Source organism: Streptomyces sp. NPDC005866 (assembly GCF_040629895.1).
GTDB lineage: Bacteria > Actinomycetota > Actinomycetes > Streptomycetales > Streptomycetaceae > Streptomyces.
The window spans coordinates 248,820-272,263 of record NZ_JBEXWP010000002.1 but is presented as its reverse complement, the minus strand read 5'-3'; the positions used below and the strand labels follow the sequence as shown (position 1 = coordinate 272,263).

Genomic DNA, 23,444 nt, shown 5'->3' with positions numbered 1-23,444 from the left:
CACGGGCCGGGATTGGTCGAGACCATGGCCCTGCATTCGCGGTGGAACAATCCCCGCATGGCGGAAATCATCCAGAAGGACGGCATCTGGGCCTTCGACACAGACGCCCTGCGGCTGATCCCCGGGCGGGACAGGAACGTCAGTGTGCTGCGCCGGACGCTGGGTGAACTCGTCGTCCCGCTGGGCGCCTTGGCGGGCATCTCGTTCGAGCAGGGCCGTAGGTCGGGGCGGCTGAGGCTGCGGCTGCGGGACGGCGCCGATCCGCTGCTGCACGCCACCGGCGGCCGTCTCGCCGAGACCCACGACCCCTACCAGCTGGCCGTGGAGCCGGACCGGTACGGCGTCGCCGAGTACTTCACGGACGAGGTGCGGGACGCGCTGCTGCTGGAGCAGGTCCCGAACACGCCGGTGAGCGAGTATCTCCTGCCGGGCCCGCGGCTGCCGCTGTCGGTCTCCGCCGGGGACGGCACGGCCGGCTTCGACGGCGAGCGGGTGCGGCTGGAGTGGAACTGGAAGACGGAGGACGCGAAGGCCGCCGCCGGTCCCCGCACGCTGGCCCTGGCGGACATCCTGGCCGTGGAGTGGCAGCCCTCCGCCGGGCTGGAGAACGGCCATCTGCGGTTCCGGGTGCGCGGTGCGCCGGCCGGGGCGCGGGCCAAGTACGACCCCAACGCCGTGGAGTTGTGGGGGTTCAAGCGGGATCCGCTGATGGCGCTGGTCGCGGCGGCGGTGCAGGCGCGGCTGCCGCATCCCTCGGCCGCAGCACCCGAGACGCCCCACGCGCCGGAGGCGGATCACGATGCCCTGCTACGGCGGCTGCGCGAACTGGGTGAGCTGCATCGCGACGGTGTGCTCACGGAGGAGGAGTTCGCGATGGCCAAACAGGCGGTTCTGAAGAGGATGTAGCGGGCGGTCCTCGTACAACCCGAGAACCGCCCGCCGATGCCCTGCGCCCTGCCTTCCGGGCGTACGGCGATTGCCCCCTGATCGGCGTTACTTGGCCTTGCGGGCCACCGTGAAGTGGTCGATACGGTTGCCGGTCTCGGCGATGCCCGACACCTTCAGCTTGGCGTACTGGCCGCGCGGGGCGGGCTCGACGTCCACGCGCAGGAAGGAGTAGTTGAGGTAGCGCACCCGGGACCAGGCGACGGTCTCGTTGACCTTGCCGTCCTTGGTGTTGATGAAGGAGGCCACGGAGTCCACCTCGTTGAGGTGGCCCTCGTAGGAGTCCGGGGCGGAGAACGCGTAGAGGCTGCGGCCGGCCGCGCCCGCGGTGACGTAGACGACACCCTCGGTCTCGGGGTAGGCCGTCTCGCCGATCGGGAGCTTCTTGGTGACGGTGTTGCCCTTGATGACGTCGGTGCGCTCGTACTGGTGGTTGTGGCCGTTGATGACCAGGTCCACCGTGTACTTCTCGAACAGCGGCACCCACTCCTGTCGCACGCCCCCCTCCGAGGCGTGCGCCGTGGAGGTGCAGTAGGCGCAGTGGTGGAAGAACACGACGATGAAGTCGATGTCCTTCGAGGCGCGGAACTTCCTGAGCTGCCCCTCGAACCACGTGGTCTGCGTGCCGCCCGAGATGCCCAGGTTCGCCGGGATCTCGAAGGAGACGTCGTTCGGGTCCAGCGAGATGATCGCCGTGTTGCCGTGGACGAAGGAGTAGACGCCCGGCAGGTGGTCCTTGTCCGGCCCGTTGTCGGGCAGGGTGAAGCGGGCCTCCTCGCCGCCGTAGCCGTTCGGCGAGTACCAGGCCTCCATGTCGTGGTTGCCGTACGACACCATCCACGGCACGGACTTGGCGACCGACTCGGTCTGGGCCAGGAACTGGTCCCAGGTGCGGGAGTCGAAGCCGGTGTCGGTGGCCTTGCCCTGGCCGGCCGGGTCACCGTAGGCGATGTCACCGGCGTGCAGGTGGAAGCTGGGGTTCTGGCCGAGGATCAGGCTGTCGTTGGCCAGGGCGTGGTAGCTGACGCCCTGGTCGCCGAAGGCCGTGAAGGTGAACGGCTCCTTGTGCGAGGGCGCGGTGGTGAAGGTGCCGATGGTGCCGGCGAACTGCGGGGCGGCCGGGTCGAAGCCCTCGTGGCCGACGCCGTAGAAGTACGTCCGGCCCGGCTTGAGGTTGGCCAGCTTGGCGTGCACGTAGTACTGGGTGTGGTCGGCGCTCGCGCCGACCCCGGCCGGGGTGTAGAGGGAGCGGATCTCGGCCGGGATCTTGACCGAGAGGTGCGAGGCGTGGGTGCCGATCCGGACGAACGGCTTCTTCACCGCGACCGGGACCTGCCAGGAGATCGTCATCTCCGTGCTGGCGTCGTTGCCGTAGGCCAGGTGACGACCGAACGGCGCCACGAAGGCGCCGTCGACGTACTCGGTGGCCGGGGCGGACGACTGGGTGGGAACGGCCGCCTGGGCGGTGCCGCCCAGCACGAACGAGCCACCCGTGACGGCGCCGACAGTCACGGCGCCGCCTCTGATCATCGAGCGCCGGGAGAACTTGGCGCGGAGGTACTCGTGCTGCTCGGCCAGGCTCATACGCTCGGCCAGCTGTTCGGGTACTCCCATACGAGGAATGTCCATGGTGTCTGAAACTCGCCTTCACAAGCAACGTGGCGCAAGACACAGGATGGACAGGCTGCGAACAGGGCCCCATAAGAGATTCAACAGACCGTTGCCCGGAATCGGGCAGGATTCTTGCGTTACCGTCATCCCGTACTCCAGGATCTACGGGTGCACGACGAACTGGTTGATCATCTGACGCGGTCCACGCTCCTGAGCCGGGGCGAGGCGCTGCGGGTGATACAGGACGTGCTCGCCTACTTCGACGAGACGGCCGGGGACTACGTCCGGCGCCGCCACCGCGAACTGCAGGCGGAAGGCCTGGTGAACGCGGAGATCTTCGAAAGGATCGAGGCGGATCTGAAGTACAGGGCGGTCGCGCCGCCGGAGCTCACCCTCCGGCAACTGCGCCGCATGGTCTACGGCTGAGGAATACGGTACACCTACATATGTGCGGAATTGTCGGATACATCGGTAAGCGTGATGTGGCTCCCCTCCTCCTTGAGGGGCTGCAGCGGCTGGAATACCGCGGCTACGACTCGGCGGGCATCGTCGTCACCTCCCCGAAGGCGGCCGGTCTGAAGATGGTCAAGGCCAAGGGGCGGGTCCGGGACCTGGAGGCCAAGGTCCCGGCGCGCTTCAAGGGCACCACCGGCATCGCCCACACCCGCTGGGCCACCCACGGCGCACCCTCCGACGTGAACGCCCACCCGCACCTGTCGGCCGACCAGAAGGTCGCCGTCGTCCACAACGGCATCATCGACAACGCCTCCGATCTCCGCCGCAAGCTGGAGGCGGACGGCGTCGAGTTCCTCTCCGAGACCGACACCGAGGTCCTCGTGCACCTCGTCGCCCGCTCCCAGGCGGAGACCCTGGAGGAGAAGGTCCGCCAGGCGCTGCGCCTGATCGAGGGCACCTACGGCATCGCCGTGATGCACGCCGACTTCCCCGAGCGCATCGTGGTGGCCCGCAACGGCTCCCCGGTGGTCCTCGGCATCGGCGACAAGGAGATGTTCGTCGCCTCCGACATCGCGGCCCTGGTCACCCACACCCGCCAGATAGTGACGCTGGACGACGGCGAGATGGCCACCCTCAAGGCCGACGACTTCCGGACATACACCACCGAGGGCACCCGGACGACGGCCGAGCCGACCACCGTGGAGTGGGAGGCCGAGTCGTACGACATGGGCGGCCACGACACGTACATGCACAAGGAGATCTTCGAGCAGCCCGACGCGGTCGACCGCGTGCTGCGCGGCCGTATCGACGACCGCTTCTCCACCGTGCACCTCGGCGGCCTCAACCTGGACGCCCGCGACGCGCGTGCCGTGCGCCGCGTGAAGATCCTCGGCTGCGGCACCTCGTACCACGCGGGCATGATCGGGGCCCAGATGATCGAGGAGCTGGCCCGTATCCCAGCGGACGCGGAGCCGGCCTCCGAGTTCCGCTATCGCAACCCCGTGGTCGACCCCGACACCCTCTACATCGCGGTCTCCCAGTCCGGTGAGACCTACGACGTCCTCGCCGCCGTCCAGGAGTTGAAGCGCAAGGGCGCCCGGGTGCTGGGCATCGTGAACGTGGTCGGTTCGGCGATCGCCCGCGAGGCGGACGGCGGCATGTACGTGCACGCCGGGCCGGAGGTCTGCGTGGTCTCGACGAAGTGCTTCACGAACACCACGGTCGCCTTCGCCCTCCTCGCCCTGCACCTGGGCCGCATCCGGGACCTCTCGGTCCGCGACGGCAAGCGCGTCATCGACGGCCTGCGCAGGCTGCCCGGCCAGATCGCCGAGATCCTCGCCCAGGAGGAGGAGATCGAGCAGCTGGCGAAGGAGTACGCCGACGCCCGCTCGATGCTCTTCATCGGCCGCGTCCGGGGCTATCCGGTGGCCCGCGAGGCGTCCCTGAAGCTCAAGGAGGTCTCCTACATCCACGCGGAGGCCTACCCCGCCTCGGAGTTGAAGCACGGCCCGCTGGCCCTGATCGAGCCGGCGCTGCCCACGGTGGCGATCGTCCCCGACGACGACCTCCTGGAGAAGAACCGCGCGGCCCTGGAGGAGATCAAGGCCCGCAGCGGCAGGATCCTGGCGGTGGCCCACCAGGACCAGGAGAAGGCCGACCGCACGATCGTCGTCCCGAAGAACGAGGACGAACTGGACCCGATCCTGATGGGCATCCCCCTCCAACTCCTCGCCTACCACACGGCAAAGGCGCTGAGCAGGGACATCGACAAGCCGCGGAACCTGGCGAAGTCGGTGACGGTTGAATAGGTTTTTCTCGCCCCGACGGCCGTAGCGTTAATTGAGCAGCCCCCACGGCGAGCAACCAGGTCCGCGAGAGCGGCGCCGGTTCAGGCGCATAAGGGGAACGGACCCCTACGTGTGCCACCGGCCACGAAGGGGCCCGCTCTCCATGTCGCCGGGGACGCCCAACTCCCCGGCGTCGGCTGCCCTATCAGCCGTGGGCCGTCACCCCACGGCCGGCAGCCCGCCCAGGAAGGACCGTCGGCCAGTGCGCCAGCGCGGCGGTCGCGGCGTACCAGGCCACCGCCCCCGCCGCCACGGCGACCCAGCCGCCCGCCTTGACCAGCGAGGAGCTGTTGGCGAAGTTCGCGACAGCGAGGAGCAGCATCGCCAGGAACAGCAGGCCGTGCATGGCCTGTCCGAGCGTGTCGCCGCCCGCGAGGGTCAACGACAGTGCGACGAGGGCGAAGAGGAGCAGGAAGAGCCCGGCCGCGTTGGCCGAGGCGTGGCCGCCGGACGAGACGGCCCAGGTGAACCAGAGGGCACCGAGGGCCACATAGCCCGTGCCGTTCGCGGTGTCACGGTCACGGAAGGCCAGCAGGCCGACGAGGAAGAGGGCGACTCCGCCCACATAGTGGGCGACTGATACGGCGTCGGAGGTGGTGACGTTGTCGATCACGCCGGTGGTGCCGAGGCCGAACGCCAACAGGGTGATCCCCAGGGCGAGTCGGCCGACCACCGCAGTGGTTCCGCTTCCCGCAGAGACGTCGTTGTCCACGGCGGGCTCCCTTCATGCTCGGTGCAGTTGCGCACGGTGACCGATATATGCCCTTCACAAGGGCACAAACACCTCTACGCACGAGTAGATTTGCGCACGGCACAAAGGGAGGCGGACCGTACCCACGGCGCATCTCACCTGGGAGAACGTGGAGTTACGGAATGACAACGACGGGCCGCTTGGCTCGCTTGGCGAGCCGCCCGGCGACAGAGCCGAAGATCCGGCCGACGATACCGTGGGTCGACCCCACGACAATCGCGTCGGCCTCGTACTCGCACCCCACCTCTTCGAGTTCGTGGCAGATGTCACCGCCGCGTTCGACAAGGATCCAGGGCACCTCGGCCAGATAGTCGGCGCAGGCGAGTTCGAGACCGAGCACCTCGGTGCGGTGGTCCGGCACGTCGACGAAGACGGGTGGCTCGCAGCCGGCCCACACGGTGGTCGGCAGTCGGTTGGCGACGTGGACGATGATCAGCCCCGCGCGGGAGCGATGTGCCATCCCGATCGCGTAGGCGAGGGCGCGTTCACTGGAGGTGGAGCCGTCGAAGCCGACGACCACTCCGTGTTTGAAGGCGGGGTCGCAGGAAGGGCGTGTCTCTTCCGCCGCCAGCGCATCGGCCGCCGTGGGGTCGGCGACCGGCCGCTTGCGGTCCGCTGGATCGAAGAATTCGTGACCGGCCATGGCTGTCTCGGCGTTGTGATCCTTTGTGGGAGGGACGACAGTGTGCGGCGGAGCTGTGTCCGGGAAACGTCTTCCCAACCCCATACCCCCAAGGGTACGGCGGCACGCCTCCTCAGCCCAGATCCCGCGCACTCTCCGTAGGGGCCTTCCCCGGAGTCGGTTAGGGGTTCCAGGGAGCATGCACGAGCCGCGCCCGTAACGCAATGGTTGCTGCCCCGTACAGGCGGTTTGCACAGAATTCGGACAGGCCCCGGGTCCACGCACGGTGACCGACCGCCCGAACACGCGTTGAACCCGGCAGGAGCACCGCCCGAGAGCGGGCAGGAGCACCACCAGGGAGACACGCACATGCCCGGACCGCGCCCGAAACCCGACCCGCGCCCCGCCCAGGACGGCGCGGGTGACGTCGTCCGCTGGGCCGCGTTCTCCTGTGTCCTCGTCCCCGTGGTGCTCCTCTGGTACGGCACCTCGCTGGCCGGCGCGGTCGGCACCGCCCTGGGCCTGGCCGCGGTCACCGCCGCGTGCCGGTTCCTGCTGCGCTGCTCGGAGCGGGGAGCCGCGGCCCGGGGAGGGGTCCGGGAAACGGCCCGAGGAACGACCCGGGGAGCGACCCGAGGAGGCGGACGTCACACTAGGGGCAGTACACCGGTCGACTGACCGGTTTCCATGCACGCGAACGCTTCTTTTCAGCCAACTTCCCGACCCTGTGCAAGAGGGGCCCCGACCACCCCCCAACCCCCGTTCCACCTGCACGGAAAGGGCCCAGGGGACCCTTCGCACCCTACGCGGTTTGGCCACTGCCACGAGGCGTACTTCCCTGCACGGCCCGTGAGTGCAACGCTTCGTGATCGAATGCTTCACGCCAAGTTGTCAAGTCGACAATCTTCGGCGTGTCGAACTGGTCACCGCAACACCGCGGAAACCAGTAGATTCGATCTTGACGTCTTACGGCGGGGGACTCGTGCAGGACCGAGGGGAAACGTGCAGGAGCGACACAACCGAGGAGCCGCGACCACCGAGGGGGGCTTAGCAGTATGAGCCACGACTCCACTGCCGCGCCGGAAGCCGCGGCCCGGAAACTCTCCGGGCGACGCCGCAAGGAGATCGTCGCGGTGCTGCTGTTCAGCGGCGGCCCCATCTTCGAGAGTTCCATACCACTGTCGGTGTTCGGGATAGACCGCCAGGACGCCGGAGTGCCGCGCTACCGACTGCTGGTGTGCGGTGGCGAGGAAGGCCCGCTGCGGACCACAGGGGGCCTGGAACTCACCGCGCCACATGGCCTGGAGGCGATCTCACGCGCCGGTACGGTCGTCGTGCCGGCCTGGCGTTCGATCACCGCGCCACCACCCGAAGACGCCCTGGACGCGCTGCGCCGCGCCCATGAAGAGGGGGCGCGCATAGTCGGGCTGTGCACCGGCGCGTTCGTACTGGCCGCCGCCGGGCTGCTGGACGGCCGCCCGGCCACCACCCACTGGATGTACGCGCCGACGCTGGCCAAGCGCTATCCGTCGGTGCACGTCGACCCGCGTGAACTCTTCGTGGACGACGGCGACGTCCTGACGTCCGCCGGTACGGCGGCCGGAATCGACCTCTGTCTCCACATCGTGCGGACGGACCACGGCAACGAGGCGGCCGGCGCGCTCGCCCGCCGCCTGGTGGTCCCACCCCGCCGCTCCGGCGGTCAGGAGCGCTACCTCGATCGGTCTTTACCAGAGGAGATCGGCGCCGACCCGCTCGCCGAGGTCGTCGCCTGGGCGCTGGAGCACCTCCACGAGCAGTTCGACGTGGAGACGCTGGCGGCACGCGCGTACATGAGCCGCCGGACCTTCGACCGTCGCTTCCGCTCGCTGACCGGTAGCGCCCCGCTGCAGTGGCTGATCACGCAACGGGTGCTGCAGGCGCAGCGGCTCCTGGAGACGTCGGACTACTCGGTGGACGAGGTGGCGGGCCGCTGCGGCTTCCGCTCCCCCGTCGCCCTGCGCGGCCACTTCCGCCGCCAGCTGGGCTCGTCCCCGGCGGCGTACCGGGCGGCCTACCGGGCGCGCCGGCCGCAGTCCGAGCGTCCGGAAGCCCCGGAACCGGCCCCGCTGCCACCGACGGGCCCGCTGCCGGTCCAGTACCCCGAGGGGGTACTGCCGATGCAGACCCGCAGGACAGCGGCGGTAGGCCTGTCGGCCAGCCTGCCGGGCCCACGAACTGGCAGCTGACGCCCCACCGGCCCACCCGACTCAGCTCGGGTGGGCCACTGCCATGCCGCCGCCCGGGGCGGCAGCCGCGCGAAAACGGCGTCCGCACCGACCGCGGGGGACCCAAAGGCCGACGTCAGCTTTAGGGTGGTCGCATGAACGATCGCATGGTGTGGATCGACTGCGAGATGACCGGCCTCTCGCTGTCCGACGACGCGCTCATCGAGGTGGCCGCACTGGTCACCGATTCCGAGCTGAACGTGCTCGGCGAGGGCGTGGACATCGTCATCCGTCCGCCGGCCAAGGCACTGGAGACGATGCCGGAGGTGGTGCGGCAGATGCACACCGCGTCCGGCCTGCTCGACGAACTGGCCGGCGGCACGACGCTCGCCGAGGCCGAGGAGCAGGTCCTGGCCTACGTACGGGAACACGTGAAGGAACCCGGCAGGACCCCGCTGTGCGGCAACTCCGTCGGCACCGACCGCGGCTTCCTGTCCCGGGACATGCCGGCCCTGGAGGGATACCTCCACTACCGGATCGTCGACGTGTCCAGCGTCAAGGAGCTGGCCCGGCGCTGGTATCCGCGGGCGTACTTCAACAGCCCGGAGAAGAACGGCAACCACCGCGCCCTCGCCGACATCCGCGAGTCGATCGCCGAACTGCGCTACTACCGCGAGGCCATCTTCGTACCGCAGCCCGGCCCGGACTCGGACACCGCGAAGGCGATCGCCGCCAAGCACGTCCTGCCTGCGGAATAGGCGTTCAGGAGGTCCCCGAAGGGGCGCCCGGAAAGCCGTGCGCGAGCACCCCTTGGGACCCTGTACACTTTTTCTCGGCCGGTCGGAGAAACCACAGAGTCACCGCCGGTCGTGGTGGGTGTAGCTCAGCTGGTAGAGCACCTGGTTGTGGTCCAGGATGTCGCGGGTTCGAGTCCCGTCACTCACCCTTGTACGAAAGGCCCCTGACCTGCGGAAACGCGGGTCAGGGGCCTTTTTGGTCGCCCGGCTTGGCCAAACATCCGCCCGAACCGGCCGGATTTTCGATCTATGGTCCGGCCCCATGTGTGCTCGGACCTCCCGTACCCACCGCAAGCGTCCAAGGGCGTGGAAGAGGGCTCCAAGGGGCTGTCCGCCTGCCCGCCATCCAGGCTTGCCTCGGCCACGAGTCGATCGAGAGCTGCAACTGGTAAGCGCCTGAGCGAAGTCGGCGGTGCCCACTCATGGGGCGGGCACCGCCGACAGCCACTGGGCTCCCGCTGTCGGTGGGGCCAGGACGAAGCCGCATCCCGCGGCGGCTCCAAGACCCATACGGGCAGGCGCGACAGGGATGCATGCAGGTGGCTACTACGCAGCCCTGCGCGCCAGTTGCCCCCCGCTTATTTGATCGCTCCTCGGACGACCCTCTCGTGAAAGCGGGCTAGCGAGTCCCCGCCCCGCCACCCAGCACATGCCGCAGCAACTCCCCGTCCTTCTTGGGCACCGCCAGGTCGTACGTCCCCGCGCCCGTGACGAGTTCGTACCGCTCGAACTTCCGGGCCAGGCGCACCTTCCCGGCCGCCGGCTTCAGCCGGAACGGCGCCTGAAGGGTCGCGCTCCGGCCTCCTCGCGCGTCGTTCCAGACGGGTGCCTCACCGGCAGCGAGCCGAAGGTAGCCCTGTCTCAACCGCGCGATCTGCTTGCCCTTGCCGACCGAGACCTTGACCGTCCCGCCGATGCTCTGCGTGAACCCGACGACACGCAGCGGCTGCCCGCCATCGAAGTCCGCGATGTCCCGCGCGGGCGTGCGGCGCCGGATCCACGCCCAGCGCAGCAGCACGTCCAGCATGGTCTCGGTGCCCGCGGAACGGCGTTCCGCGCGTGATCCTGTCACTTCCTTGTCCCCTCCGCCGCCGGTGAACACATCAGTCGACCTGCCAGGCCGTATGCAATGCCGAGCGCGCCAGGGACGGGTCCACGGCATCCACGGGCGGCTTCCAGTCGAACCCTCTCATCCGCTCGACGAACTCCGACGGCAGCAGCACGCCGTGGCGTCCCACGTAGTGCCCGAGGTCGCGGCGCCAGACCCAGGCGCCGTCGGTGAACAAGGACGAGCAGCCCACGAGATTCTCGCCACAGCCAAGCAGGCACCGGTCGGTCTCGGTGAATTCGGCGACCACCGGGGAGCCGGCAAGGTACGGGACAGCGAGTGCCGCGGTCTCCTGCCATTCCCCGGAGTCCGAGCGCGTGAGTTCGTGAATCCCTGGAAGATCGACCGGGACCTTGAAGAACTCACGGACAAACCCGACTCTCAGCATGATCAGTGCGCACCTCCCGCCATGGGAAGGAACATGCGCCAAGTCCCTCCGGGCTCCAGGAACGGTTCCTGCGACCCGAGACTCGGCATGACGCCGACCTTGGTGGTAGGAGCCCAGACCGGCACACCCAGACCATTGGCGACATCCTGGGCCACACCGGATACACCTGAATGACAGACGAGGAGTCTCACACATCCGCCCTCGTAATGCGGATTTCCTCTGACCGCCTCGACGATCTGGAGGGGATTCGTGTCCTGCCCGTCCACACCGAGTACTCCGCGGGTCGATCCATGCACGATCACATCGTGGTGGCCCGCGTTCTTGGCGTGCTCTCGTACGCTCATGGTCGCCGAGTCCGATCCGATGGATGTCGACGTATGTGTGTGCCTGACGGCGCCCCCACCAGGAGTGTAGTTGTCGGCGGGTGGGTCGGCCGACATCTGCGCGGCATCGGCACTCGCGGACGCGGCGCCCGTTTCGTGCGCACCGGACGGGTCGGAGGTGGTGACGGGGTTGTTGTCCGAGTAGCTGTAGCCGTTGAGTGACTGGTGCTGTTCGAGGGCCAGGAGCGGGTCGACACTGATGAACTGGCCCGTGGGCCTCGGTGAGCTTGGTCAGCTTGCCCTCGCCGTTCCAGTCCAGGCTCTGGCCGGTGCTGGAGCCGGCCTTCTCGACGCGCTTCTCGGTGTTGCCCGTGTCGTCGTACGTGTACTGCGCGGCCACGCCCGTGCACGTGCTGCCGGTCGTGGTGGCCGTCAGCGCATGCGGTCGGGTCGCGTCGTAGCAGTAGGTGGTGGTGACCGGCGTGGCGGAGTTCTGCTTCTCGGACTTGCGCTGGCCGGACGTGGTGTACGTGTACGACGTCCAGTAGGGGGCCGACCCGCCGAGGTTGGCTGTCGTACGGCCCGAAGTCGCACAGTCGGTGCTCTTCGGTGTCCACGCCTCGGTCAGATGCCGCTGGGCGTCATAGGCGAAGCACTGGTTGTCCGTGCCGGCACCTATGTTGGCGCCGTCGGATATGGACGTGACGTTGCCGACCTGGTCGTAGCCGTAGTCGAGGTTCTGGACAGCACCGCGGGTCTGGTCGTCCACCGCGGCGTCGAGCAGTCGGCCGGTGCCCTTCTCATAGGTGTTGGTGACGAAGACCCGCTTGGTGCCGGTCGCCGTGCCCAGCTGGAGCTGGCCGACCTGGCTCAGCGCGGTGTAGTCGGTCGCGAGCAGGTATCCGGTCTTGCCGGACAGCTCGTTGTTGAGGCCGAAGTCGTTGTAGCGGTACTCCAGGGTCTCCGCGGCGAGCCCACCGACGGCGGGTTCCTTGCTCGTACCGACGGTGCCATCAAGGCGGTACGTCGTCTCGACCGTGCTGGTCGGCGGGACGGCTTGGGAACTCACCAGAGGGTCGTCGGACGGAAGGGTGACGCTCGTGGCGGTGGGCCGGTACAGGTTGTCGTAGGCGGTGGTCTGCCGGGTGTAGGCCTTGCCGTTCACACCGTCCACGTAGCGGATGGACGCGGTCGCCTGGCCCTTGGCGACACTGTCGAACGTCCAGGCGGCGAGCCTGTTCGCATCGGTACGACTGGTCTGCCACAGGCCTGTCTTGCGGCCGAGCTCGTCGTATCCGTACAGCAGACTCCGGTCCTCGTCATCGGTCGTGGTGTCGACCTGGTCGAGTTCGGTGTAAGTGGTGACAGTGGTGCCCTTGTCCGGGTCGACCGACTTCACCTGGCGGCCGAACAGGTCGTACGTGTACGACCACTTCGTGTCGTCCGGGCCGGTGATCGTCTCCTGCTTGCCGTCGGGCGTGTAGCTGTACCGCACCCTTGTGTACGACGTGCCGGTCGTGGCGCCGTAGGCCGTGTCGTTCGGTGCCGTACCCGCATAGGTGCGGGTCTCGGCGGTGCGCCCCAGGGCGTCCGTGATGGTGCGGGTGGCGTTGCCGCCCTGGACGGCCGTGGTCGCCGTCGAATCGCCCGTGTAGGTCGTGGTCGTCGACCACTTCTTCACGCCGTCCACCAACAGGGTGGAGGTGGCGGCGCGCTCGGCGCCGTCGAACTCCGTCTCGGTCTGGCTCCCGCCGCCGTACGGAGTCTGCGTGTACGTGCTGTCGGGGGCGGTGGTGTTGTCGTAGACGTCGGCGTAGGTCTCGTAGACTGGCTCGCGCGTCACCGCCAACACCGCCGCCTCCCACAGGACGGTTGCCGCGAACGGCATCCGCTCCTTCGGCTTCCTCGCCTCCTGGCAGGACGCGAACTACCAGCGTGCGACTTCGAGCTCAACGGCCGCAGTTGCGTAAAGGTCTGATCGGAGCCGTCCGACATCCCCTTCGTTTAGTGGAGGCCGAGGGCGACCTCGGCGCCGGGAGGTGGAGCGTTTGGCCATGGCCAAACCGGATGCCACACAGCGTCGTCCAGCGTCATCATCCGCCACCCGCATGCACGGATTTATCCGCACGTACAGCAAAGACGCAGGTCGCCATAGCGATACGAAACAGGTTCGAGTCCCGTCACTCACCCTTATTGATCAAGGGCTGGCCTGTGAAAGCAGGTCAGCCCTTGATGTTTTCTCATCCGGCGCGGATCCCCCCGGCCCCGGCACGACCTAGGAAGACGCGCGGGTCACCAGCTCCGTCGGCAGTACCGCGTGCCGGCGTTCCAGGCCCCGGGACGCGGCCGGGCGGCGGTCGGCGATCTCCGCGAGGAGGAGGTCGATCATCGCGCGGCCCATCTCCTCGATGGGCTGGCGGACGCTGGTGAGCGGCGGGTCCATATGGCGGGCGATGGCCGAGTCGTCGTACCCGACCAGCGCCACGTCGTCGGGGATACGGCGGCCGACCTTGCGCAGCACCTGGCGGGCGCCCGCCGCCATCACGTCCGAGCCGGCGAAGACGGCGTCGAGGGCGGGCTCCCGCTCCAGCAGGCGGGTCATCGCACGCCGGCCGCCCTCCTCGGTGAAGTCGCCCGGCTCTATGAGGAGTTCGGTCTCCTTGCGGCCGGCGTCACGCAGGGCCTCGCGGTAGCCGTCGACGCGGCGCTGGGCGCCGTACACGTCCAGGCGGCCGGTGATGTGCGCGATCGTCCGGCGGCCGCCGGCCAGCAGGTGCTCCACGGCCGAGCGCCCGCCGCCGTAGTTGTCGGAGTCGACGGAGGTCAGCGTCTCGGCGGCCGAGCGCGGGCCGCTGATCACCGCGGGGATCTCCAGCTGGACGAGGAGGTCGGGCAGCGGGTCGTCGGCGTGGACGGACACCAGCAGCACTCCGTCCACCCGGTGGGCGGCCAGGTACTGGGCGAGCCGTTGCCGCTCCCGGTCGCTGCCCGCGAAGATCAGGAGCAACTGCATCTCGGTGTCGGAGAGTTCGGCACCGACACCGCGGAGCATGTCCGAGAAGTACGGCTCCGCGAAGAACCGGGTCTCCGGCTCGGGGACGACGAGGGCGATGGCGTCGGTGCGGTTGGCCGCGAGGGCGCGGGCGGCCGTGTTCGGAACATAACCGAGCTCCGCGACCGCCGCCTCGACCACGGCCCTGGTGGCGTCGCTGACCCGGGGCGAACCGTTGATCACCCGCGACACGGTGCCCCGCCCCACCCCGGCCCGGGCGGCGACTTCCTCGAGGGTGGGCCGACCACCGCTACGCCCCCGCGCTCCGTGGCTTGCCATGGGCTTTGCCCTCCTCGCCGACGTTCAACTCGCTGGCCTGGAATCTAACAGTGCTGTCCGCCGCCACAGCCGCGGCCGTTTTGTCAGGACATATGCAGCTTTCCCCTCGCCTCTCGGCGGTAGCTAACGGGCCTATAACTGAAGGCGGTTGGCCGCGTCCGCTCCCTTGACACCCCGCCCCGAACCGACGACTCTTCAACTCATCACTGGTGGGAGCGCTCCCACAGTACCTGACACATACACATCCCGCACGTTCCCCGCCCGAGCCGCAGCGAGAAACATACGGGCCCAACAATGCAGTTGGCCGGGGGGTCGGCACGTCAGGGCAACAGGAGGACGTAATGCGAGCACGTACCCGAACCGCCTCCCACAAGGCGGTGGTCCTGGCGGCCGTCGTGTCGCTGGGAGGAGCGTTGCTGGCCGGCTGTGCCGACGACAGTGGTGGCGGCAGCGACGGCACCGGCGGTGGAGGCAAGGGCAAGACGACGATCACGCTCGGTCTGTTCGGCACGTTCGGCTTCAAGGAGGCCGGGCTCTACAAGGAGTACGAGAAGCTCCACCCGAACATCGTCGTCAAGGACACCTCGATCGAGCAGAACGAGAACTACTACCCGGCGCTCGTCAACCACCTGACCACCAACAGCGGTCTGATGGACATCCAGGCCGTCGAGGTCAGCAACATCGCCGAGGTCACCAGCACGTTCGCGGACAAGCTGGTGGACCTGTCCAAGGTCAACGGCGTCTCGGAGAGCAACTGGCTGGACTGGAAGTGGAAGCAGGCAACCACGTCCGGCGGGCAGACCATCGGGCTCGGCACCGACGTCGGTCCGCTCGCCATCTGCTACCGCAAGGACCTCTTCGAGAAGGCCGGTCTGCCCACCGAGCGCGACGCGGTGAGCAAGCTGTGGGCGGGCAGCTGGGACAAGTTCATCAAGGCCGGCGAGCAGTACAAGAAGAAGGCGCCCTCCGGCACCACCTTCATGGACTCCCCCGGTGGTCTGCTGAACGCGATCCTCGCCGGTGAGAGCACCCGTTTCTACGACTCCTCCGGCAAGGTCATCTACAAGACGAACCCGGCGGTCAAGACCGCCTTCGACCAGACCGCGAAGGCAGCGCAGGAGGGCCTGGTCGGCGCGCAGACCCAGTTCCAGCCGGCCTGGAACACGACGATCGCGAACAACAAGTTCGCCGCGATCTCCTGTCCGCCGTGGATGCTCGGCTACATCAAGGGCCAGTCCAAGGCGGACGCGGCCGGCAAGTGGGACGTGGCCCAGGCGCCGCAGGCCGGCAACTGGGGCGGCTCCTTCCTGACTGTGCCCAAGAGCGGCAAGAACGTCACCGAGGCCGAGAAGCTCGCCGCCTGGCTGACCGCGCCCGAGCAGCAGGCCAAGCTCTTCAGCGTGCAGGGCTCCTTCCCGAGCGCGCCGTCGACGTACACCTCGGCGGCGGTGACCGGCGCCAAGAACGACATGACCGGTGACGCCCCGATCGGCACGATCTTCGCCGAAGCCGCCAAGGACAGCCCCGTGCAGGTCATCGGCCCGAAGGACCAGATCATCCAGCAGGGCCTGACCAACAACGGCGTCATCCTCGTCACCAAGGGCAAGTCGCCCGCGGAGGCCTGGGACACGGCCACCAAGACCATCGACAACAGCCTGGAGAAGTGACCGGCATGGCCACCCGGCACGACACCGCCGCGCCCCTCGCCAAGGAGGGGGGCGCGGCCCCGTTCCGCCCGCCCACCGTTCCCACCGAGGCGGAGCGGCGGCGCCGCGCCCGTCTCTCGCGCCGCTGGCAGCGGGACATCAAGTGGAGCCCGTACGGCTTCATCTCGCCGTTCTTCCTGCTCTTCCTCGCCTTCGGGCTCTTCCCGCTGCTGTACACGGGCTGGGCCTCGCTGCACACGGTGGAGCTGACCGCGCCCACGGACATGCAGTGGGCGGGGCTGCACAACTACACCCGCATCTTCGACGACGAGTTCTTCTGGAACGCGGCCAGGAACACCCTGACCATCGGGATCATCTCGACGGTTCCGCAGCTGCTGATGGCGATGGGGCTCGCCCACATCCTCAATTACAAGCTGCGTGCCTCGACCTTCTACCGGGTCGTGATGCTGGCGCCGTACGCCACGTCGATCGCCGCCGCCTCACTCGTCTTCGTGCTGCTGTTCGGCCGTGACTACGGCATGATCAACTGGGCGCTGCACTTCTTCGGCGTCAGCCACATCGACTGGCAGAACGACAAGTGGCCGTCCCAGATAGCGGTGTCGACGATCGTGATCTGGCGCTGGACGGGCTACAACGCGCTGATCTACCTGGCGGCGATGCAGGCGATCCCGCAGGACCTGTACGAGTCGGCGGCCCTGGACGGCGCCGCGCGCTGGCAGCAGTTCTTCCATGTGACGCTGCCGCAGTTGCGCCCGACGATCCTGTTCACCTGTGTCGTGTCCACCATCGGGGCGAGCCAGGTGTTCGGCGAGCCACTGATCTTCGACGCGAACAAGGGGGCGTCGGGAGGCGCGGAGCACCAGTTCCAGACGCTCGGCCTGTACCTGTACGAGCAGGGCTGGGTGAACCAGCACCTGGGCCGTGCCTCCGCCATCGCCTGGACGATGTTCCTGATCCTCATCGTGATCGGGATCGTCAACTACGTCATCTCGCGCCGGCTGCGCGCCAGTAGTTAGGAGACCGGCCGTGACGACGACCCTGACCAACCCTTCGGCTGCCGAGCCCAAGCGTGTGCGGCGCTCGAAGTCGGCGCGCGCCGGCGGCACGATGCACGCGGGCCCGATCGCGTACACGATCCTCGTGCTGTTCTCCATCGGCTCGCTGTTCCCACTGGTGTGGACGGCGATCGCCGCCTCGCGGAACAACAACCGGCTGGCGCAGACCCCGCCGCCGTTCTGGTTCGGCGGGAACCTCTTCAACAACCTGGACGTCGCCTGGAGCGAGGCCAATCTCGGCAAGGCGTTCCTCAACACCACGATCGTGGCCGGGACTTCCGCGGTGACCATCGTCGTGCTGTCCACGATCGCAGGGTTCGCCTTCGCCAAACTGCGCTTCAGGGGCCGTAACATCCTGATGCTGACGGTGATCGGCACCATGATGGTGCCGCCCCAGCTCAGCATCATCCCGCTCTACATGATGGTCGCCAAGCTGAACTGGGCTGACCAGTTGCAGGCGGTCATCTTCCCGTCCCTGGTGAGCGCGTTCGGCGTGTTCTTCATGCGGCAGTACCTCATCCAGGCGCTGCCGGACGAGCTGATCGAGGCGGCCAGAATGGACGGCGCGAGCAGCTGGCGGGTGGTGTGGCACGTGGTGTTCCCCGCGGCGCGCCCGGCGATGGCGGTGCTCGGCATGCTGATGTTCGTCCAGGCCTGGAACGACTTCCTGTGGCCGTTCCTGGTCCTCACGCAGACCGGCAACCCGACGGTGCAGGTCGCCCTGGCGGGCCTGGGCCGCGGTTACACCCCCGACCAGTCCCTGATCATGGCGGGCGCGCTGCTGGGCACGCTTCCGCTGCTGCTCGTCTTCGCGATCTTCGGCAAGCAGATCGTGGGCGGCATCATGCAGGGTGCCGTGAAGGGCTGACCGTTCATGAGAAGGGCCAGGGCCGCCACTTCTCATGAACGGGGGCCGGGTCACCGCCGTCCCGGCCCCTCCCGCCCCTCCTCCATCTACCCGTCGGTCTCAACGACCTCCAATGGGAGCGCTTCCATGCCTGAACCCATGACTTCCGTGACCTTTCCTCCCGCCTTCCTCTGGGGCGCCGCGACCTCCGCCTACCAGATCGAGGGGGCGGTGCGGGAGGACGGCCGCACGCCCTCGATCTGGGACACCTTCAGTCATACGCCGGGCAGGACGGTCGGCGGCGAGACCGGTGACATCGCTGTCGACCACTACCACCGCTACCGCGACGACGTCGCGCTGATGGCGGAGCTGGGCCTGAACGCGTACCGGTTCTCGGTCTCCTGGTCGCGCGTCCAGCCGACCGGCCGGGGCCCCGCGGTCCAGGTGGGCCTGGACTTCTACCGCAGGCTGGTGGACGAGCTGCTGGCGAAGGGCATCAGGCCCGCCGTCACCCTCTACCACTGGGATCTGCCGCAGGAGCTGGAGGACGCGGGCGGCTGGCCGGAGCGGGACACGGCGTACCGGTTCGCCGAGTACGCGCAGATTCTCGGCGAGGCGCTCGGCGACCGCGTCGAGCAGTGGATCACCCTCAACGAGCCCTGGTGCAGCGCCTTCCTGGGCTACGGCTCCGGAGTGCACGCCCCCGGGCGGACCGACCCGGGGGCCGCGCTGCGTGCCGCGCACCACCTCAACCTGGGGCACGGGCTGGCGACTTCGGCGCTGCGCTCGGTGATGCCGGCCCGCAACGAGGTGGCGATCAGCCTCAACTCCTCCGTCGTACGGCCGCTTTCGCAGGACCCGGCCGACCTGGTGGCGGTCCGGACCATCGACGACCTGGCCAACGGCGTGTTCCACGGCCCGATCCTGCACGGCTCGTACCCGGCGACCTTGTTCGCGGCGACGGCCTCGGTGACCGACTGGTCGTACGTCCTGGACGGCGACCTCGGCACCATCCGCCAGCCCCTGGACGCCCTCGGGCTGAACTACTACACGCCCACGCTGGTGTCGGCGGCGTCCGAATCGCTGAGCGGTCCGCGGTCGGACGGTCACGGCGCGAGCGCCCACTCCCCCTGGCCGGGCGCCGACGACATCGCCTTCCACCAGACCCCCGGCGACCGCACCGAGATGGGCTGGACGATCGACCCGACCGGCCTGCACGAGCTGATCATGCGGTACGCGCGGGAGGCGCCCGGTCTGCCGCTGTACATCACGGAGAACGGCGCTGCCTACGAGGACAAGGTGGACGCCGACGGCCGGGTGCACGACCCGGAGCGCATCGCCTATCTGCGCGGGCATCTGGAGGCGGTGCGTCGCGCTGTCACCGACGGGGCGGACGTCCGCGGGTACTACCTGTGGTCGCTGATGGACAACTTCGAGTGGGCGTACGGCTATGCCAAGCGGTTCGGCATGGTGCACGTGGACTACGGGACGCTGGAGCGGACGCCGAAGTCGAGCGCCCGCTGGTACGGGGAGGTGGCCCGCACGGGGGCGCTGCCGGAGGTTCCGGTGGCGTGAACCCGGGGGCGGGGGTGTTCCGGGGGACAGTGGGGAGTCCTCCGGAACACCCCGCCGGTCAGGGATCCTCGGGGACTTCGGGGGCCGGGGATCTGTAGCGGTACGGCGGGCAGCTGCGGTCCGGGCCGGTTCGAACGGCCCGGACCGCAGGTGTGTCCCGGTTGCTGCTCGCCGGCGCGTCAGCCGATCGCCGCGAACGCCTTCGAGAAGGCATACTTGTCCTGGACGACCGAGCTGCACGTGGCGTCGGCGGTGGGCTTGGCGCCGCCGTCGCACTGCTTGTCGCGGGTGGCCGACCACATCGAAAGCCAGCCGAGCCCCTTGGACTTGGCGAAGTCGACGAGCTGGGTGGCGTCGTCCACCTTGAAGACCTCGGAGGAGACGTCGTTGACGCCGATCATCGGGGTGACGGCCACCGTCTTCCAGGCGGCGGCGTCCGAGAGGCCGAGCACGCTCTTGACCTGGGCCTGGGTGGCGGTGGCGGCCTGGATGGCGTAGGTGCCCATGTCGCCGTTGTACGAGGCGCCGTAGTCCATCGCCATGATGTTGACGGTGCTGATCTTCACGCCGTTGGCCTTGGCGTTGGAGAGCAGGTTCACGCCGTCCTGGGTGAGGCCCTCCGGCATGACCGGGAGGGTGAAGGAGACGTCCAGGTCCGGGTGGCTCGCCTGGAGCTTGGCGATGGCCTTCGCACGGTTGGTGTTCGCCGTGGTGTTGGGCAGCGCGCCGCCCTCCACGTCGAAGTCGACCTTGGTCAGTTTGTAGGCGTCCACGGCCTTGCCGTACGCCGTCGCCAGCGCGTCCGCCGAGGAGCAGGTGGTCGCGAGCTCCGAGCCTGAGGCCCCGCCGAAGGAGACCCGGACGTCACCGCCCTTGGCGCGCAGCGCGCCGATCTGGGCTGCCACGCCGTCGCCGGCCAGGTCCGTCACCCCGCCCCACTTGGGCGTGCAGCCGCCGCCGTCGGTGATGAAGGCGAGGTTGTAGTTCTTCACACCGGTCGCGTCGGCGGCCGCGAGGAGGTCGAACGCCGGGTAGAGGGAGGTGTCGACGTACGGGGCGAAGCCGGCGGAGGCGGTGGTACCGGTGCCGCTGCTCTGGGTGGGGGACGCGGTGGGAGTGGCCGTAGCGGTGGGGGTGGCGGAGGCCGTGGGGGTCGGGGTGGGGGTGGGGGACTGCGTCGGGCGGCCGCTGGGCTCCGGGGTCGCCGTGCCGTCCGCCGAACAGCTCGCGTTGTCGATACGGCAACCGGTCGGGTCCCCGGCGCCGTTGACCACGAAGCCGACGGTGAAGGACTCGCCGGCCGCGACACCGTCCGTGTCCCACTTCGGCGGCTTCACGGTGACGTGCCGGCCGCTGACCGTGGACTCGGCGTTCCACAGCGAGCTGAGTTTCGCGCCGGCCGGCAGGTCGAACTCCAGGGTCCAGTCCTTCTCCGTCGCGCCGCTGTTGTTCGTCACGACGTACTGCGCGGTGTACCCGGTCGACCAGTCGCTGGTCTTCGTGTACGCGGCGCCGACCCCGGCCGCCTGCGCGATACCGGTGAACAGGATCGCCCCGCCGCCGACCACGGCCGCGGCGACCAGACCGCCTATCGCCTTGTTCCTGCCACTGATTCTGCGCCGGTGCGTGCTCATGCGCGTGCCTGCCTTCGCCTGCCGAAAATGGGGGGTGCGGCAGCACGCTAGCGACCGGCAAACGGACAAACGGCCTGATAGGGACGGTCGTTGGGGATCTTAGGGTGCGCTTAAGGATGGGATCGGGACCGATTAAAGGTCGAGACCAATTTTCTTGGTCTCCCCGGTTCCTCTCCTGCCCGCCTCCCCCGGCTGCCTGCGCGAACGGCGCCGGCGCACCGACCCCCGATGCCCCTTCCGCTCCGGCTTCCCGCCGTCCAGCTGGATCCAGATCCGCACCTCGGTCCCGCCGAGCACCGACGAGCCGATCCGCACGTCCCCGCCGGTCGACTCGGCGAGCCGGCGCACGATGTCCAGTCCGAGCCCGGTCGACCCGGCCGCCCCGGAACCCCGGCCCCGGGCCATCGCCGCCTCGGGATCCCGGATGCCCTGCCCGGCGTCGGAGACCAGCACGATGACGGCGTCCTCCCCGTTGTGCACGTCGACCGCGAAGGCGGTGCCCTCGGCGGTGTGCCGGAAGACATTGCCCAGCAACCCGTCCAGCGCGGCGGCCAGGTCGGCGCGGGCGACGGGTATGCGGACCGGCCGGTCCACGCCGGCCACCCGCCACTTGCGGCCCTCGTCCTCCGCGAGCGCCGACCAGAACCCCATCCGCTCCCGCACCACCTCGGCCGCGTCGCACCCGGCGCCCGGCCCGGCGGCCGCCGTCTGCGGCTTGGCCTCCCGGGCGGTACGGATGATGGTGTCGACCTCACGCTCCAGCTGGGCGACGGCGGCCCGGGTCTGCTCGGCGGCGGCCCCGTCCCCGAGCGAGGCCGCGTTGAGCCGCAGCACGGTGAGCGGGGTCCGCAGCCGATGCGACAGATCCGCCGCCAACTCCCTTTCGTTCGCCAGCAGCTGTACGACCTGATCGGCCATCGAGTTGAACGCGACCGCCGCCAGCCGCAGTTCGGTCGGCCCCTCTTCGGGCACCCGCGACCCCAGCTTGCCCTCGCCCAGTTCGTGCGCGCCCTCGACCAGCCGCTGGGCGGGCTGCACCATCCGTACGCCCAGCCGGTCGGCGACGGCGACCGAGCCGACGACCAGCGCCAGGCCGACGGCGGCGAGCACCGCCCAGGCCGTGGAGACGCCGTGGGTCACCTCGGACTTGGGGACGTACACCTCGACGACCGCGATGGCACCGGAGCTGAGCGCGACGGGCTGCAGCAGGGTCGAGCCGCCCGCCACCCCGGTCGTGGAGGCACGCCCCAGCTTCCGTACGGTCGCGATGTCCCGGTCGGCGGCGCGCTGCCGCCCGATGTCGACGGCGGCACCGTCTCCCGACGCCGGTATGTGCACGGCCATGCCGCGGTCGGCGCCGGCCGAGGCCACCACCCGCTCCAGCTTGTCCCGGTCGGTGGTGATGGACAGGGCGGGGGCGATGGCGGCCGCCTCCCGCTCGGCGTTGGAGAAGGCGCGGTCCCGGGCCATCTCCTTGACGACCAGGCCGAGGGGGACCGCGAAGGCGACCACGACCATCGCGGTGACCGCCAGACAGACCTTGACCAGTGCCCATCTCATCCGACCGGCCTCGCTTCCCCGCCCGGCGGCTCCAGCTTCACGCCGACTCCCCGAAGTGTGTGCAGATAACGCGGCCGGGCCGCCGTCTCCCCCAACTTCCTTCGCAACCACGACAAGTGCACATCAATGGTCTGGTCGTCCCCGTAGGACTGCTGCCACACCTCCGCCAGCAGTTCCTTGCGCGGCACGACGACCCCGGGCCGCCCGGCCAGAAAGGCCAGCAGATCGAACTCCCGCCGGGTGAGATCCAGCCGCGCCCCGTCCAACTCGGCCTGCCGCCGCAGCGGGTCGACGGTCAGCCCGCCGACCCGCAGCACGCTGGACGGCGTCACCTCGCCCCCGCCTGACCGCGCCCGGCGCAGCACGGCGGACATCCGCGCCGAGAGATGCTCGACGGAGAAGGGCTTGGTCAGATAGTCGTCCGCACCGGCGTTGAGCAGCCGGACGATCTCCGTCTCGTCGTCGCGGGCGGTGGCGATGATCACCGGCACATCGGTGATCCCCCGCAGCATCTTCAGGGCCTCGGAGCCGTCCAGGTCCGGCAGTCCGAGGTCCAGGATGACCACGTCGAAACGGAAATGGGCGACCTCGCGCAGCGCCTCCAGTGCCGTACCGACGCTGCGCACGGTGTGCGAGGCGTCGGTGAGATGCCGGATGAGCGCCGAGCGTACGAACTGGTCGTCCTCGACCACGAGCACACTTGCCATGCGCCGCACCGTA

At 69.1% G+C, this 23,444-nt stretch carries 19 protein-coding genes and 1 tRNA gene; 11 read left to right on the top strand and 9 right to left on the bottom strand.

The window, feature by feature from the left end:
- Positions 1 to 57: 57 nt before the first annotated feature.
- Positions 58 to 906, top strand: coding sequence for a DUF4429 domain-containing protein (locus tag ABZ396_RS03720; RefSeq protein WP_358917124.1), 849 nt, complete (start codon positions 58 to 60; stop codon positions 904 to 906).
- An 87-nt stretch (positions 907 to 993) separates the two neighbouring features.
- Here ABZ396_RS03720 and ABZ396_RS03715 read toward each other — a convergent pair whose 3' ends face one another.
- Positions 994 to 2,559, bottom strand: a complete 1,566-nt coding sequence (locus tag ABZ396_RS03715) for a metallophosphoesterase family protein (protein ID WP_358917126.1) — start codon at positions 2,557 to 2,559, stop codon at positions 994 to 996.
- A gap of 165 nt (positions 2,560 to 2,724) precedes the next feature.
- On the opposite strand from ABZ396_RS03715, the gene ABZ396_RS03710 reads away from it, so the two are divergent.
- Both ABZ396_RS03710 and glmS read left to right on the top strand, forming a co-directional pair.
- Positions 2,725 to 2,982 carry a hypothetical protein gene (locus ABZ396_RS03710; protein ID WP_352220754.1) on the top strand — a complete coding sequence of 86 codons (258 nt, stop codon included), beginning with the start codon at positions 2,725 to 2,727 and terminating at the stop codon, positions 2,980 to 2,982.
- Positions 2,983 to 3,002: 20 nt separating this feature from the next.
- Positions 3,003 to 4,820, top strand: coding sequence for a glutamine--fructose-6-phosphate transaminase (isomerizing) (glmS, locus tag ABZ396_RS03705; RefSeq protein ID WP_358917127.1), 1,818 nt, complete (start codon positions 3,003 to 3,005; stop codon positions 4,818 to 4,820).
- A gap of 184 nt (positions 4,821 to 5,004) precedes the next feature.
- Here the strand turns inward: glmS and ABZ396_RS03700 are convergent, their stop codons facing one another.
- Both ABZ396_RS03700 and ABZ396_RS03695 read right to left on the bottom strand, forming a co-directional pair.
- On the bottom strand, positions 5,005 to 5,571 hold the full coding sequence (locus ABZ396_RS03700) for a GPR1/FUN34/YaaH family transporter (RefSeq protein ID WP_358917128.1): 567 nt from the start codon (positions 5,569 to 5,571) through the stop codon (positions 5,005 to 5,007).
- Positions 5,572 to 5,725: 154 nt separating this feature from the next.
- A complete protein-coding gene (locus ABZ396_RS03695; protein WP_358917130.1) occupies positions 5,726 to 6,253 on the bottom strand; it encodes a universal stress protein in 528 nt (175 codons plus the stop codon).
- A gap of 348 nt (positions 6,254 to 6,601) precedes the next feature.
- Between ABZ396_RS03695 and ABZ396_RS03690 the strand changes: the two genes are divergently transcribed.
- The 4 genes from ABZ396_RS03690 to ABZ396_RS03675 all read left to right on the top strand — a co-directional run bounded on the left by ABZ396_RS03690 (position 6,602) and on the right by ABZ396_RS03675 (position 9,384).
- Positions 6,602 to 6,910, top strand: coding sequence for a hypothetical protein (locus ABZ396_RS03690; RefSeq protein ID WP_358917132.1), 309 nt, complete (start codon positions 6,602 to 6,604; stop codon positions 6,908 to 6,910).
- Positions 6,911 to 7,287: 377 nt separating this feature from the next.
- The gene (locus ABZ396_RS03685; RefSeq protein ID WP_358917134.1) at positions 7,288 to 8,460 is read left to right on the top strand and encodes a helix-turn-helix domain-containing protein; all 1,173 of its coding nucleotides are present in this window, start codon (positions 7,288 to 7,290) and stop codon (positions 8,458 to 8,460) included.
- Positions 8,461 to 8,594: 134 nt separating this feature from the next.
- Positions 8,595 to 9,197, top strand: coding sequence for an oligoribonuclease (gene orn / locus ABZ396_RS03680; RefSeq protein WP_358917136.1), 603 nt, complete (start codon positions 8,595 to 8,597; stop codon positions 9,195 to 9,197).
- Positions 9,198 to 9,311: 114 nt separating this feature from the next.
- Positions 9,312 to 9,384: transfer RNA gene (locus ABZ396_RS03675), tRNA-His, on the top strand.
- A 471-nt stretch (positions 9,385 to 9,855) separates the two neighbouring features.
- On the opposite strand, the gene ABZ396_RS03670 is transcribed toward ABZ396_RS03675, so the two are convergent.
- From ABZ396_RS03670 to ABZ396_RS03660, 3 genes are all read right to left on the bottom strand, one after another.
- On the bottom strand, positions 9,856 to 10,308 hold the full coding sequence (locus ABZ396_RS03670) for a hypothetical protein (RefSeq protein ID WP_358917138.1): 453 nt from the start codon (positions 10,306 to 10,308) through the stop codon (positions 9,856 to 9,858).
- A gap of 31 nt (positions 10,309 to 10,339) precedes the next feature.
- The gene (locus ABZ396_RS03665; RefSeq protein WP_358917139.1) at positions 10,340 to 12,943 is read right to left on the bottom strand and encodes a hypothetical protein; all 2,604 of its coding nucleotides are present in this window, start codon (positions 12,941 to 12,943) and stop codon (positions 10,340 to 10,342) included.
- 387 nt (positions 12,944 to 13,330) lie between these two features.
- Complete coding sequence (locus ABZ396_RS03660) at positions 13,331 to 14,386, bottom strand: LacI family DNA-binding transcriptional regulator (protein ID WP_358917141.1); 1,056 nt, start codon at positions 14,384 to 14,386, stop codon at positions 13,331 to 13,333.
- Between the two features lie 341 nt (positions 14,387 to 14,727).
- Here ABZ396_RS03660 and ABZ396_RS03655 point away from each other — a divergent pair, with 341 nt between their 5' ends.
- The 4 genes from ABZ396_RS03655 (at position 14,728) to ABZ396_RS03640 (ending at position 19,530) form a co-directional block, all read left to right on the top strand.
- Positions 14,728 to 16,053: an extracellular solute-binding protein gene (locus ABZ396_RS03655; RefSeq protein ID WP_358917143.1), complete on the top strand. Its 1,326-nt coding sequence runs from the start codon at positions 14,728 to 14,730 to the stop codon at positions 16,051 to 16,053.
- A 5-nt stretch (positions 16,054 to 16,058) separates the two neighbouring features.
- Positions 16,059 to 17,069: a sugar ABC transporter permease gene (locus ABZ396_RS03650; protein WP_358917209.1), complete on the top strand. Its 1,011-nt coding sequence runs from the start codon at positions 16,059 to 16,061 to the stop codon at positions 17,067 to 17,069.
- Positions 17,070 to 17,079: 10 nt separating this feature from the next.
- The gene (locus ABZ396_RS03645; RefSeq protein WP_358917144.1) at positions 17,080 to 17,976 is read left to right on the top strand and encodes a carbohydrate ABC transporter permease; all 897 of its coding nucleotides are present in this window, start codon (positions 17,080 to 17,082) and stop codon (positions 17,974 to 17,976) included.
- Between the two features lie 126 nt (positions 17,977 to 18,102).
- Complete coding sequence (locus ABZ396_RS03640; RefSeq protein ID WP_358917145.1) at positions 18,103 to 19,530, top strand: GH1 family beta-glucosidase; 1,428 nt, start codon at positions 18,103 to 18,105, stop codon at positions 19,528 to 19,530.
- A gap of 179 nt (positions 19,531 to 19,709) precedes the next feature.
- On the opposite strand, the gene ABZ396_RS03635 is transcribed toward ABZ396_RS03640, so the two are convergent.
- From ABZ396_RS03635 to ABZ396_RS03625, 3 genes are all read right to left on the bottom strand, one after another.
- Positions 19,710 to 21,164, bottom strand: a complete 1,455-nt coding sequence (locus ABZ396_RS03635; RefSeq protein ID WP_358917147.1) for a cellulose binding domain-containing protein — start codon at positions 21,162 to 21,164, stop codon at positions 19,710 to 19,712.
- Positions 21,165 to 21,296: 132 nt separating this feature from the next.
- Positions 21,297 to 22,724, bottom strand: coding sequence for a HAMP domain-containing sensor histidine kinase (locus tag ABZ396_RS03630; protein WP_358917149.1), 1,428 nt, complete (start codon positions 22,722 to 22,724; stop codon positions 21,297 to 21,299).
- On the bottom strand, positions 22,721 to 23,431 hold the full coding sequence (locus ABZ396_RS03625; RefSeq protein WP_358917151.1) for a response regulator transcription factor: 711 nt from the start codon (positions 23,429 to 23,431) through the stop codon (positions 22,721 to 22,723). The genes ABZ396_RS03630 and ABZ396_RS03625 overlap by 4 nt, the downstream gene beginning before the upstream one ends.
- Positions 23,432 to 23,444: the final 13 nt, after the last annotated feature.